We start from the raw sequence: 12784 nt of genomic DNA on the forward strand, positions 1-12784 counted from the left end.
TCAAACCATTCAATGGGCTGCGACACTTAGGAGGGTGCCGTTCTAACTTGCGTTTGGTGGAGTCGGGGGGAGTTGAACCCCCGTCCGAAAAACCTACATCCGCGGTACTACATGTTTAGTCATCTCTATTAATTTAACTTTTTATTAAGCCGAGTGACAGGCCGAACAAAAGCGTGCTCGATTGAGTTTAGCACTTTCTCTACGAGCGAAGAGTCCATGCGATCCTGATATTTAATGACCATACAATATTAGAGACCCTCAGGCAGGGTTCTAAATGATGGCTAGCAAGCCTAAGCTGCTAGAGAGTAGTTAGAGTCGTTTGCAACTATAACAGTGCGGCTTTTTACGAGGCCAACCGCCCCTCGACATGCACCTAGGGTTTCGTGAATCTCGTCGAATCCTAAATCGACCCCAGAACTAAAATTCTACGCCTTTAGTTTGGAATTGCAACTAATTAACGAACTTTGTGCTTCATCATTCGTTCTTTGTCTATTTTCCATTCTCGATCTTTCACATCTGAACGTTTATCGTGCTCTTTTTTACCTTTTGCAAGGCCAATATTGATTTTCACCCATGCCTGTTTCCAGTACATAGATGTTGCTACGATAGTATAACCTTGACGCTCAACTTTACTTGCTAGTACTTCTAATTCGCGCTTATTTAATAACAGCTTACGAATACGTGTTGGGTTACATACTACGTGCGTTGATGCAGCATCGAGTGGCATTATTTGCGCACCTGACATAAACGCTTCACCGTTTTTAATAAACACATAACTTTCTGTAATGTTTACTTTACCAGCGCGTAATGATTTAACTTCCCAACCTTGAAGTTCTAGTCCAGCTTCTAAGCGGTCTTCGATTTTATATTCGAAACTAGCGGTCTTATTTCGCGCTATCGTGTTTTCGCTATTTTTTGGTTTTTTCTTAGCCATAATTTATCTTTATGCACCCATCATTGACGGAATTTAATGTTATAAATATTATAACAAAATCGCATTTTATCCTAGTACTTGTCTTGCTTTGCGCGGAATAACAAATGAATTTTAGTGAGATAAATGCTAAAGTTGCCTGCTTATTACTAATGGCCGCGAGATATTGAGCCTTTAGTAAACGATTTGATTTTTAGATTATAGTTTTGAAGATAGGGACACGTATGCCACGGATAACGCGCAGCGCACTGTTAATGTATAGCGCTGACCAAATGTTTAATTTAGTAAACGATGTTGATGCATACCCAGATTTTTTACCAGGTTGTACTGGTACACGCATTTTAGATGAACGTGATAACCAAATGACAGCTGCGGTTGATGTTGCTAAAGCCGGTATTAGTAAAACCTTCACCACCAAAAATACCCTGATACCAGGGCAACAAGTGCAAATGGATCTGGTTGATGGTCCGTTTAAAAAGCTCACCGGTGGCTGGACGTTTAAAGCATTAGATGAAACAGCATGTAAAGTGACGCTAGATTTAGAGTTTGTGTTTAGCAGTAAATTAGTGGAAGTGGCATTTGGCCGTATCTTCTCTGATCTCGTGAATAACATGGTGCAGTCTTTTACCGACCGTGCAAAAGAGGTTTATGGTGTCAACCAAAATTAATGTTGAAGTGATTTATGCGCTGCCGAAAGAGCAAATTACCTTTAAGGTAAGCGTTGAGCAGGGTGCAACAGCACAGCAAGTGATCGAGGCATCCGGTATTTTGGTTAAATACCCAGAGATAGAATTCAAAATCAATAAATTGGGTATCTACAGCCGTTTAATCAAACTAGATACTGTGATCGAAGACGGTGAGCGTGTTGAAATATATCGCCCATTAATCGCAGATCCAAAAGAAATGCGTAAGCGTCGTGCGGGTAAAGCCAAAGAAGAAGGGCGACTGCACGAAAAGACCGGTCAGAAAATAAAATAACGCCATTGGCTGAATAAAATAAAAATCACAATCTAGTGCAGGTTGTGATTTTTATTATCTCTTTATAAGTAACGCTACAATTTCTATTATCCAAACTCAGGTTCAATAGAAATCGCAGTTTGCTTATTGACCCAGCGGTGTTGAAAAATCAGGGCTTAGTGGATAATCACCGACCACTGTCTTCAAGTTATTACCTGAAAATGTTAAGACCAATTCTTTCGTGGTTACATCACCACGGCCTGTTTTAAAGCGGTATAAGTAATTCCAAACATCACGGTCAAACGAATCAACCAGCATTGGACTGCCAAGCACAAATGTGACTTGTTCTTTAGTCATATCAACACGTAATTTGTCTACTTGGTCATCCTCAACATAGTTACCTTGTGGGATATCAATTTTATAAACCAGTTTTTCAAGAATTGAGCAGCCCGATAAACTAAAGATAGCCAAGCCTGCAATAAGTAAGTGTTTTAAGCGCATAAGTATTTTGCTAATTAAGTCCATATAAGAAAGGTAAATAGTAACTCGGCTGGCGAGTGAAGTAAATCGGTGTATTCGCCGACTAGCTTAAGTTAGCTGATTAGAGGTTAAATGCAGGGAATAGTTCCCTGCATTTTGACGTTGATGAGTGCTTACACTAACATTTCTGCAGCGTTGTTTAACGTTGATGCGGTGATCTTATCGCCACCGAGTAGACGCGCTAGCTCTTCGATACGCATTTCTTGGCTTAAGGCCTTCATGCAGGTCTCGGTTGTTTTACCGTCAGTGGTTTTACTCACATACATTTGTTGATGGCCTTTAGATGCCACTTGCGGTAAATGAGTTACGCACATGACCTGCGTTTTCTCACCTAACTGACGCAGTAATTTACCGACAATTGAGGCTGTTTGTCCTGAGATACCCACATCGACTTCATCAAAAATGAGCGTTGGCGTTGATATTTTTTGCGCTGTGATAACTTGGATCGCTAAACTAATACGGGATAGCTCACCACCTGATGCCACTTTACCTAGTGCTTGTAATGGTTGACCTGGGTTAGTTGATACCAAGAAGTTAATATTATCTAAACCGTGTGGGTTAGGGGTTTTATGTTCGTAGGCTTCCAGAACCATCTCAAAGCAACCGTTTTCCATACTTAGCTCGTGCATGCTAGCTGTGATCAGCCTATTTAGTTGTTTGGCGTATTTTTGACGACTAATCGACAGCTTTTCTGCTTGTTGATTATATTTATTTTGTGACTCTGCTAATTCAAGCTTAATGCTTTCAATACGCTCGTCATCCCCGGCTATATTCTCCAGCTCCGATTTTAGCATTTGATGATGTGTTGCTAACTGGTCTGCTGGTACTTGGTGTTTACGAGCCAGTTCTAAGGCTTTACCTAACCGTTCATCAAGGTATTCGAATTGCTGTGGATCACGCTCGAGGTTATCGGTGTAGCTGCGGAGTTCATTACCGGCTTCTTCAACCAGTACCACGGCTTCTTGCAAGGTATCTGTGATGGATTTTAATTTTGGATCCATGTCGAGCAAGTTTTCTAAACGGTGAGTAACGACTTGCAGCATACTGCAGATGGTGTTGTCTTCATTTTCATAAAGGGTATCAGCACTGCTCATGCATTCTTCAACTAATTCTGTGCTGTTGGCAAGCAGCCTGTGTTCAGCTTCAATTTGGCTGTATTCACCATCGGCAAGGGCAAATTCGTCAAGTTCTGATACCTGGTATTGCAGTAATTGTTGTCGTGCTGCGCGTTGTTGTTGATTTTGTAATAACTTCTTTTCTTCATTGGCTAGATTATGCCAAGTACGGTAACCATCGCGCACGTTGAGCTGTAGTTTTGTATGACTCGCATAGCCATCGAGAATAGCTAACTGGACCTCTGGTTTTAATAAGGTTTGGTGAGCGTGTTGCCCATGTACTTGCACTAAAAATTGTGAGATCGATTTAAGTTGTTGTAGTGGTACAGGGATCCCATTGATATAACCTTTAGATCGACCTTCTGTGGTTATCACACGACGCAGGATACACTCATCTTCATTATTTAATTCGTGCTCGACTAACCATTTGTAGGCGAGTGAACTTGGTTCCACGGTAAAGATAGCACTTATCTCGGCTTTCTTTTCACCAGGACGAACAGTGCTGGCGTCGGCGCGAGAGCCTAAAGCGAGTCCTAAAGCATCGATAGCAATAGACTTACCGGCCCCTGTTTCACCTGTCACGGTTGTCATTCCCGATTTCAGTTCAAGTTCTAAAAATTTAACTATAGCAAAATTATGAATAGTGAGTTGCGTTAGCATGCGTATCCTGTTTATTTTATCAGGCTGGGTTTATATACAGTATATATGCGCGAGCCCATAAGTGTAAATACTTTGCGTTTAGTTGTGCGGTTTATTTTTACTTTGTGATCTCGATTTACTGGCATGAGGTAGGGGAAAGCCACTAGAAAGTGTGTTGGTCGTGACGTGATAGATATTAGATAATAACGGCAGATGAGGGGTGTGTAAGGCTTAAGCGCGGGATAAGCCTTACACTAGGACTATTTAGATTAAAATAATTTACTGCCCCAACCTAATTTTTCACGTAAAACATTAAAGTAATCATAGCTTTTTGGGTGGATAAGATGCAGATGGTTTTTGTCACGTTTAATGATTATTTCATCACCAGGTAACACACCAATGTGCACATGACCGTCGCAACTGACCATCATGTTCTCTTCATTGTTTGGCGATACGACTAAGCGTACTGTGCTATTGGCGTTGATCACAATAGGTCGACTTGAGAGTGTATGTGGGAACATCGCCATTAGCGAGATAGCTTCTAAATTTGGCGATACGATTGGACCACCGGCAGACAATGAGTAAGCGGTAGAACCGGTCGGCGTTGATACCAGTAAACCATCGGCACGTTGACTGAGCATAAAGCTATTGTCGATATAGACTTCAAATTCGATCATCGCAGGGATCTTACCCGGATGTAAGATGGTTTCATTAAAGGCAAGGTTAGTTGCTTTTAACATGCCGTAGCGATATATCGAGGTGTTTAATAGGATGCGTTTTTCTGAAATGTACTCACCCTTTAATACACCCAGTAAATGTTCGTCAAAGGCTTCAGGGTCGAGATCGGTTAGAAAACCTAAATTACCACGGTTAACCCCGATAACAGCGACATCGAAACGTGATAATACCCGGCCTGCGCCTAACATATTGCCATCACCACCAACGACGATGGCGAGGTCGGCCTCTTCACCTAAATTCATAAGTGGGCGTGATAAGACTTCTGCCATCTCAAGATCTTGGGATACACGGCTATCCACAATGACATTGTAGTCATGTTTGGTTAAAAAATTATGTAAGGCAATAAGGGTTTTAGTTGTTTCTGGATGCTTGGGTTTGCCGATTAACCCGATAGTTTTGAACTCTCTCTTCATTGCCTTGATTCCACTAATTAAGTATAGAGTTAGTATACCCAAACTACTTCAAGATGCTATACCAGAGACTGGCAGGGATAACAGAACAAGGCTCAATATGCAGATAATGGTTACTCCATTTTCAAATATTGTAACGCAGTAGTGTTATTCCAGCTAGTCTCCCGTAGGGCAAGCCGAAAGAAAGCATCTTCGGCGTTATGAAGTTTTGATTTAGAATAACTAAATCGTCGACTTCATGCCTTGAATATTCTTCCTTTCGGTTTGCTGGTTGTGCATCTTGAAGTCGTTTGGGTATATATACTTAAGCGAGTTGAAGATTCAAAGATTAAAGACAATATATATAGCGCTTCATTAGCTATTTCAGCTGTAATTTTCACACTATTTTACGCTAGGAGTTAACTAGAGATGAATTTGACTTGAATCTCGTGTTAGGATCCCCATTATATTTCGGTATAACCCATAAATTGTAATATAGTGTACTTATATAAAGTATGCTGAATTGAATGTCGGAGAAAGTAATGAGCAGCGAAGAGCAAAAAGTACAGGCTGAAAAGCAAGTTGAAGAGCAGTTAGTAACAGAAGCTGAAGTTGAAGCACAGCCTGTAGTTGAAGAAGTAACTGTAGAAGTTGATGAGTCTGTTGCACGTATCGCTGCATTAGAAGCTGAACTTGAAAAAGCATCTACAGCTGCAGCTGAATTTAAAGACGCTGCATTACGCGCTAAAGCTGACGCTGATAATATTCGTCGCCGTGCTGCGATTGATGTTGATAAAGCAAAGAAATTCGCATTAGAAAAATTTGCTAATGAACTACTACCTGTTATTGATAACATGGAACGTGGTCTACAACATGCTGATAAAACGAATGAAGCACTAGTGCCACTGATCGAAGGTATTGAGCTAACAGCTAAATCTTTAGAATCAGCATTAGAAAAATTTGGTGTTAAAGCGGTAAACCCTGAAGGTGAAGCGTTTAACCCTGAATTGCATCAAGCTATGAGTATGATTGAAAGTGCTGACGTTGCGCCAAATACAGTTATTACTGTAATGCAAAAAGGTTATGAGCTAAACGGTCGTCTAATTCGACCTGCAATGGTGATGATCTCTAAAGCTGCGCCTGCTGCAACACCTACAATTGACACACAAGCTTAATTGCGACTGTAGCAAGTAGCTATAATATAGCACCGCTGTGAAAATAGAGCCGTTTGGCTCTATTTTTTTACCTGTAATTTAGTCAAATACTTGTATTGAGCCAAAACGACAAGGAAGGTGAGGCGAGATTAAGTCGTTAGATTAATTTTCTGGGTTAATTTGTTGGATAGTATGCGCCTAAAATGGCAGTTCGACTTGCACCTGTCACAGCTGGTAGGTTACCGGGCTGCTTATGTATATGTTGTTTAGCTAACCAAGCAAATGCAATAGCTTCAACCCAATCCGGATCAATACCTATTTCTGCAGTCGTCATCACTGCATTGTCGGGTAAGACTTCCGCTAAGTCAGCCATGAGTAATGGATTCGCCGCGCCGCCACCACAAATATACACTTCAGTGCTGTTGCTTAGGCTATTAGCATTTAGATTAATGCCACTCATATCACTGCGGATATTAAGTGCTAATTTATTCACTTCATTGGCAATAGACACAGCAGTAAAGCGCGTTAAAGTGCGTTGTACATCGACATCGCTATATAAGTTGCCATGTAAACCACTATTTGAATCGTGAGCTAAATATAGCTGTAACCACGCTAAGTTAAATAACTCCCGCCCTGTGCTTTTAGGAGGGGCTAATTCAAAGTAAGGGTGTTGTAGCAATAAGCTTAATAGTGGCTGAATAATAACGCCAGATTTAGCCCAGAGACCGTCTTCGTCATAGTTTTTAGTACTGTTGTTTTTAGCCGAAAACCACGCATCGAGTAGCGTATTACCGGGACCAGTATCATAGCCAACGACAGGTTTACTTTGTTTTAAGCTGGGTAAGTAAGTGATGTTAGCCAAACCGCCAATATTAACAATCGCGCGATTGAGGGTTGGGTGTTGAAACACTGCTTGATGGAACGCGGGCACTAAAGGCGCTCCTTGACCGCCAAGCGCCATATCTTTACGTCTAAAGTCAGCGACAGTATCAATGTTGGTTAAAGCAGCGAGGATATTGGCATCACCAATTTGTAAGGTAAAACCATGCTCGGGATGATGACGTATAGTTTGGCCGTGAGAACCTATGGCGGTGACATCACTGGCATTGTAAGGGGTCTTCGCGAGTAACTGTTGGCAAGCAAGTGCAAAGGCTTGTGCAAGCGGCTGCTCTATCTTTGCTAGCGCCGTTACTTCATCATTACTTGGGCGACAAAGCTGGTGTAGCTGTGCGGTTAACTCAGCAGGCATAGGCTGTAGATGTTCTGCAAGTAATTCACATTTATCGCCATCAAATGCAACTAATGCAGCGTCAATGCCGTCAATACTCGTGCCGGACATTAATCCGATATACAGCTCACGTTTGTCTAACATTGGGATCCCTTGCACTGCTGGTTTATTTTATTGTTCGATAAAACTGTATAACTTGGCGTTATTTTCTAGCTTATCGATGATATTTTTAGCACCAGACACAAACGTCGATTTATCATTACCACGTAATGAATCTGCTTTTGGTAATGCCACCGTTTTAGGGTTCTTGTGCTTACCATTAACCAAAAATTCATAATGTAAATGCGCGCCAGTTACACGACCAGTTGCGCCTACGGTACCAATTTTTTGGTTCTGTTTAACACGTTGGCCTTTTTTAACACTACGTTTGTTCATGTGCAGATATTTAGTCACAATATTCGCGCTATGCTTAATAAAGACGTAATTACCGTTAAAGCGGTTATAAGCAGAGGCAATGACTTTACCATCGCCGGCTGACACAATGGGCGTGCCGGTTCTGGCTGCGTAATCAATGCCATTATGTGAGCGCACTTTACCTGTCACAGGGTGACGGCGATTACGGTTAAAGCTAGAGCTGATATATTTAAAGTTTACTGGCGCACGTAAGAAGGCCTTACGCATAGATCGACCTAATGGCGTGTAGTAGCTACCATCTTGGTGGCGTACTGCTTGGTATTTATCACCCTGGTTAATAAACTCGGCGGCTAAAATATTGCCGGTAGAGATAAAGTCACCGTCAATATATTGTTCTTCATAGATGACTGCAAAACTATCGCCAGCGCGAATATCTAAGGCGAAATCAATATCCCAACCAAAGACAGTGGCTAAGTTCATGATTTGTTTTGCTGGCATACCTGCTTTTACCCCTGCATTCCAGAAATTACTGGTGATCTCGGCCCGCGTAAACTGTTCACGTATTTCAATTTTGTTTTTAATATTTTTGGTGCTGTAACCATCAGCCGTTTTATTGATGTATAACGATTCTGTCGTGCTATATGGATATATAAGCTCAACAAATTCGCCATTATCATCCGTGGTGATGGTCAATTTTTGGCCAGGGTAAATGCTACGTAAGCGTTTTGCCGATGCCAACCTGTCGATTTCATAGATGGTTTTCGTTGATAAATGACCACGTTTGCCAATTAAAGACAAGTTATCACCCGATTTCACGACGATCTCTTCACTGGTTAATCGCTGAGTGATGGGCTTGCGTTCCTCTGCGGCGGCTATATTAGGTAGCTTTAAACTGTAGCGGTCGCCAATCTTGTAGAGGTAGAAAGATTCATCATCTGATGACGCTGGTGCGCTGGTGGATACAGGTAGAAACAGCAGCGTAATGATCAAACCAAAGATAATGAGAATGAACGTTCGGTGTTGTTTTGGTAATAGCTTAAAACGCTTACCGAATGACATAGGAAGGCACTACCTTGTGGTAATTAAAAAATAAGAGCCATATTCTAACAAATACTTAGGTCTGTGCAAAAAAAATTATCCTGAAATGCCAGAGTGCAACGGTTTTCAATTGAGATGCTATCCAGTACTATAGAGTCATTATATTTAGGTAATAAGTGTGGAGCTTAACATTATGACGCAAATCAATGATGCGTTACGCGAAATTAAACGTGGTACAGAAGAAATCCTAGTTGAAGAAGAGCTAGTTGCAAAACTGAAAGAAGGTCGTCCGCTAAGAATTAAATTAGGTGCAGATCCAACGGGTGCTGATCTACATTTAGGCCATACTGTTATCTTAAACAAGTTACGTCAATTCCAAGATCTTGGTCATGAAGTGATCTTCTTGATTGGTGACTTTACGGCAACCGTTGGTGATCCGTCAGGTAAAAACTCGACGCGTCCACCATTGACGCGTGAAGATGTACTGGTTAATGCTAAAACATATACTGACCAAGTATTCAAAATCTTAGATGAGTCAAAAACGCGCATTGAGTTTAACTCAACGTGGTTAAATGAATTGGGTGCTGCTGGTATGATCCGTTTAGCGTCGCAACAAACAGTTGCGCGTATGCTAGAACGTGATGATTTCAAAAAACGTTATGCGTCAAATCAAGGTATTGCGATCCATGAATTCATGTACCCATTACTACAAGGTTATGATTCAGTTGCGCTAAAATCGGATGTTGAACTTGGCGGTACAGATCAAAAATTCAACCTATTAATGGGTCGTGAATTACAAAAAGCAGAAGGTCAAAAACCACAAACAGTTATCATGATGCCACTGCTTGTAGGTCTAGATGGCGTGAAGAAAATGTCTAAATCTGCTAACAACTACATTGGCGTAACTGATGCACCTAATGAGATGTTTGGTAAGATCATGTCTATTACAGATGACTTGATGTGGAACTACTTCGAGCTATTATCATTCCGCCCATTGGCTGAAATTGAGAAGTTCAAAGCAGATATTGCAGCAAACGCAGTAAACCCACGTGATGTTAAAATCTCATTAGCGAAAGAAATCATTGCGCGTTTCCATGATGAAGCTGCTGCTGAGAGTGCACATAATGATTTCACTCAGCGTTTTTCTAAAAATGCTATTCCTGATGAAATGCCGGAGTTTGATTTTGCAGTAAGTGATGAGCTAGCGATTGCTAACTTATTAAAAGAAGCTGGCTTGGTATCAGGCACATCGGAAGCGATGCGTATGATCAAGCAAGGCGCTGTGAAGATTGATGGCGATAAAGTAGAAGATACACGCTTTGTACCAACTGCTGGTACAGCTGTATACCAAGTGGGTAAACGTAAGTTTGCACGAATTACACTTAGTTAACTGCTAATTATCAACCACTACTGCTTAGCACTGCTGTGTCGTTATTAACGGAACGGTAGTGTAAAGAATAAAGCCCGTTATGATATTGTCATAACGGGCTTTTTCGTTTAATCACTTCATTTTATAAGCTGAATAGGCTTTAGTTAAGAACGATGATGTTTTAAAACAAAAGTAGGTAAACGTAAATGCCAATGTACTGCGGCCATACGGAGCGTAAACACCCCTGTCATCGCGAGTAACATCGCAAAACCCTCATTGATACCAATGGAGACTGCACCGGTATAGACGACACCGCCAAGTATTGATGCCGTCGCATAGATATCTTTTTGTAATACCATGGGAACACGGCTGGCTAATAGATCGCGGATAATACCGCCTGCTACACCTGTGAGCACCCCCATAACGACAGCTGTCATCCCAGGTGCACCATAAGCTAGCGCTTTTTGGGTTCCGATCACGGTAAATAAGGCTAAACCAGCAGCATCAGCAAGCGGCAATAATATTGGCGGCATGCGATGATTACGGTTGGCAAACAAAATAGTGAGCAAGGACGTTAGAATGATAACGCTGAGATAGACGGGATCATGAACCCAGAATGCCGGACCTACATCTAAGATCGCATCACGTATAGTGCCACCACCAACGGCGGTTACCGCAGCCAAAACTGTTGCGCCGAATGGATCCATACGCATCTGTCCTGCGACCTGAACGCCTGATATTGCAAAAACAGCAGTACCCGCTAAATCGAGTAAATAAATAATATCCATGTTCATCATTAGTAAACTTATTAATCCTTTCTACATTTGTCCGCGATAACGAGATGCTGAGTATACGGATAGAGAAAATGATTTCTTCTAGCTATATCGAAGTTCTAACAAATAAAGTTGCAAAATATAGATAAAATTTGAATTTTTGCTGCGAAATTTGGGAATGTAATAAATCTGATATTTCAGATGAAATGGACGGATAAGTGAGTTAAATAGGTTTTTCTACAGGCATAAAAAAACAGCATAGAGAAGTTTTCGGTTATTTATAAAGTATCATTATAAATAAAAACTTTTCCATGCTGTTTTCGGAACTTTTGAAACTATAGGTTAGCGATTGATGGCAAAACACCACTTGTGATAGCTAAAGTAGTTAAAACAGTAAAAACTGCTAGAAATTCTTTCATGATTATGTCCTTGGATTGCTGTATTGGATACATTATGCACATATTCTATTCGTTTGGCTAGCTTTTTATAAGTAAAGTGTGTTTTTTGATGGTTTGGGTGCTTAAAGTTGGTGAAGTCTTGATTAGTTACTGTATTCACTTATTTGTTAACACTTTGGCGTCTGTGTACATGCTTATATTCTTATTATAGTTTATAAAATGGCAATAGAAGTGTACTTTTGGCTATCCCATTGTTCACTTTGCTTGTGCTTTCTGAAATCGTGATCTAAGTGGGTGTTATGCAGCAATTTAAGGAACATGGGTCATGAACGAATTCACATCTCAATAATAAGATTAAATGGCTTTAATGGTTTGAATAGGGTGAAGTATCGTCATATTCGTATTACAATAGGCCATTATGATTGTAAACATTATCAGCATTGAACATTGAGTAATGCCACGATAATGAATTGATTAAAAAGGTTAGCATTATGAGTAATATGATCCCAATGACTGCACGTGGTGCAGAGAATTTACGTGTAGAATTAGAACATCTTAAAACAGTTCGTCGCCCTGAAATTGTAAATTCAATTGCTGAAGCACGCGAACATGGCGATTTAAAAGAAAATGCGGAATATCATGCAGCACGTGAAGAGCAAGGGTTCTGTGAAGGCCGTGTTCAAGATATCGAATGGAAGCTGTCTAACTGCCAAATTATTGATGTGACAAAAATCACTAATAATGGCCGTGTTATCTTTGGTTCTACAGTGACGTTATATAACACTGAAACAGAAGATGAGATCACTTACAATCTTGTTGGTGATGATGAAGCGAATATTAAAGAGAATCGTATTTCAATTAACTCACCAATTGCACGTGGATTAGTTGGCAAAAGCGTGGATGATGTTGCTATGGTAACGACACCGGGCGGCGCGATTGAATTTGAAATTGTATCGGTAGAATATATCTAACTATCGACACATAGTTTACTTGCGAACATAGTATGAAGATGCAGGCCTGTATTTATATGCTCTGCGACCCAGTGTTAACACTGGGTATAGTCGAGCTGGGATTCCTTGCCCAGCTGGATACTCACAAAGC

Annotated in this window: 12 protein-coding genes and 1 other RNA gene; 5 read left to right on the forward strand and 8 right to left on the reverse strand. The window is 40.9% G+C overall.

Going from position 1 to position 12784, the window contains the following annotated elements; translation table 11 throughout:
- Window positions 1-54: 54 nt before the first annotated feature.
- Together ssrA and smpB are read right to left on the reverse strand one after the other, a co-directional pair.
- Window positions 55-413: a transfer-messenger RNA gene (gene ssrA, locus JFU56_RS08555) on the reverse strand.
- A 41-nt stretch (window positions 414-454) separates the two neighbouring features.
- On the reverse strand, window positions 455-934 hold the full coding sequence (gene smpB, locus JFU56_RS08560; RefSeq protein ID WP_019440419.1) for an SsrA-binding protein SmpB: 480 nt from the start codon (window positions 932-934) through the stop codon (window positions 455-457).
- A 221-nt stretch (window positions 935-1155) separates the two neighbouring features.
- Between smpB and JFU56_RS08565 the strand changes: the two genes are divergently transcribed.
- Together JFU56_RS08565 and JFU56_RS08570 are read left to right on the forward strand one after the other, a co-directional pair.
- On the forward strand, window positions 1156-1599 hold the full coding sequence (locus tag JFU56_RS08565) for an SRPBCC family protein (RefSeq protein WP_198436883.1): 444 nt from the start codon (window positions 1156-1158) through the stop codon (window positions 1597-1599).
- Window positions 1580-1909 carry an RnfH family protein gene (locus JFU56_RS08570; protein WP_198436884.1) on the forward strand — a complete coding sequence of 110 codons (330 nt, stop codon included), beginning with the start codon at window positions 1580-1582 and terminating at the stop codon, window positions 1907-1909. The genes JFU56_RS08565 and JFU56_RS08570 overlap by 20 nt, the downstream gene beginning before the upstream one ends.
- Before the next feature lie 123 nt (window positions 1910-2032).
- Here the strand turns inward: JFU56_RS08570 and bamE are convergent, their stop codons facing one another.
- The 3 genes from bamE to nadK form a co-directional block, all read right to left on the reverse strand.
- The gene (gene bamE, locus JFU56_RS08575; RefSeq protein ID WP_019440416.1) at window positions 2033-2389 is read right to left on the reverse strand and encodes an outer membrane protein assembly factor BamE; all 357 of its coding nucleotides are present in this window, start codon (window positions 2387-2389) and stop codon (window positions 2033-2035) included.
- Between the two features lie 152 nt (window positions 2390-2541).
- Complete coding sequence (recN, locus tag JFU56_RS08580; protein ID WP_198436885.1) at window positions 2542-4203, reverse strand: DNA repair protein RecN; 1662 nt, start codon at window positions 4201-4203, stop codon at window positions 2542-2544.
- Between the two features lie 248 nt (window positions 4204-4451).
- Entirely contained in the window at window positions 4452-5333 is an 882-nt protein-coding gene (gene nadK, locus JFU56_RS08585) for an NAD(+) kinase (RefSeq protein WP_198436886.1), read from the reverse strand.
- Window positions 5334-5851: 518 nt separating this feature from the next.
- On the opposite strand from nadK, the gene grpE reads away from it, so the two are divergent.
- Window positions 5852-6484 (forward strand): nucleotide exchange factor GrpE, encoded by a 633-nt coding sequence (gene grpE, locus JFU56_RS08590; RefSeq protein WP_198436887.1) that lies wholly within the window; start codon window positions 5852-5854, stop codon window positions 6482-6484.
- Between the two features lie 154 nt (window positions 6485-6638).
- Here the strand turns inward: grpE and JFU56_RS08595 are convergent, their stop codons facing one another.
- Together JFU56_RS08595 and JFU56_RS08600 are read right to left on the reverse strand one after the other, a co-directional pair.
- Window positions 6639-7835: an anhydro-N-acetylmuramic acid kinase gene (locus JFU56_RS08595; protein WP_198436888.1), complete on the reverse strand. Its 1197-nt coding sequence runs from the start codon at window positions 7833-7835 to the stop codon at window positions 6639-6641.
- 27 nt (window positions 7836-7862) lie between these two features.
- On the reverse strand, window positions 7863-9164 hold the full coding sequence (locus JFU56_RS08600; protein ID WP_198436889.1) for a peptidoglycan DD-metalloendopeptidase family protein: 1302 nt from the start codon (window positions 9162-9164) through the stop codon (window positions 7863-7865).
- A 172-nt stretch (window positions 9165-9336) separates the two neighbouring features.
- On the opposite strand from JFU56_RS08600, the gene tyrS reads away from it, so the two are divergent.
- Window positions 9337-10533 carry a tyrosine--tRNA ligase gene (tyrS, locus tag JFU56_RS08605; protein ID WP_198436890.1) on the forward strand — a complete coding sequence of 399 codons (1197 nt, stop codon included), beginning with the start codon at window positions 9337-9339 and terminating at the stop codon, window positions 10531-10533.
- Window positions 10534-10676: 143 nt separating this feature from the next.
- On the opposite strand, the gene JFU56_RS08610 is transcribed toward tyrS, so the two are convergent.
- Entirely contained in the window at window positions 10677-11300 is a 624-nt protein-coding gene (locus JFU56_RS08610; protein ID WP_198436891.1) for a trimeric intracellular cation channel family protein, read from the reverse strand.
- A gap of 874 nt (window positions 11301-12174) precedes the next feature.
- Here JFU56_RS08610 and greA point away from each other — a divergent pair.
- A complete protein-coding gene (greA, locus tag JFU56_RS08615) occupies window positions 12175-12654 on the forward strand; it encodes a transcription elongation factor GreA (protein ID WP_198436892.1) in 480 nt (159 codons plus the stop codon).
- Window positions 12655-12784: the final 130 nt, after the last annotated feature.

Origin of the sequence: Moritella sp. F3, from assembly GCF_015082335.1 — a bacterium.
In the GTDB taxonomy this organism is placed as follows: Bacteria; Pseudomonadota; Gammaproteobacteria; order Enterobacterales; family Moritellaceae; genus Moritella.

Bases quoted from the DNA above. Each gene is read 5' to 3' on its own strand.
- smpB (WP_019440419.1), bottom strand. From the start codon at position 934: ATGGCTAAGAAAAAACCAAAAAATAGCGAAAACACGATAGCGCGAAAT.
- JFU56_RS08565 (WP_198436883.1), top strand. From the start codon at position 1,156: ATGCCACGGATAACGCGCAGCGCACTGTTAATGTATAGCGCTGACCAA.
- JFU56_RS08570 (WP_198436884.1), top strand. From the start codon at position 1,580: ATGGTGTCAACCAAAATTAATGTTGAAGTGATTTATGCGCTGCCGAAA.
- bamE (WP_019440416.1), bottom strand. From the start codon at position 2,389: ATGCGCTTAAAACACTTACTTATTGCAGGCTTGGCTATCTTTAGTTTA.
- recN (WP_198436885.1), bottom strand. From the start codon at position 4,203: ATGCTAACGCAACTCACTATTCATAATTTTGCTATAGTTAAATTTTTA.
- nadK (WP_198436886.1), bottom strand. From the start codon at position 5,333: ATGAAGAGAGAGTTCAAAACTATCGGGTTAATCGGCAAACCCAAGCAT.
- grpE (WP_198436887.1), top strand. From the start codon at position 5,852: ATGAGCAGCGAAGAGCAAAAAGTACAGGCTGAAAAGCAAGTTGAAGAG.
- JFU56_RS08595 (WP_198436888.1), bottom strand. From the start codon at position 7,835: ATGTTAGACAAACGTGAGCTGTATATCGGATTAATGTCCGGCACGAGT.
- JFU56_RS08600 (WP_198436889.1), bottom strand. From the start codon at position 9,164: ATGTCATTCGGTAAGCGTTTTAAGCTATTACCAAAACAACACCGAACG.
- tyrS (WP_198436890.1), top strand. From the start codon at position 9,337: ATGACGCAAATCAATGATGCGTTACGCGAAATTAAACGTGGTACAGAA.
- JFU56_RS08610 (WP_198436891.1), bottom strand. From the start codon at position 11,300: ATGGATATTATTTATTTACTCGATTTAGCGGGTACTGCTGTTTTTGCA.
- greA (WP_198436892.1), top strand. From the start codon at position 12,175: ATGAGTAATATGATCCCAATGACTGCACGTGGTGCAGAGAATTTACGT.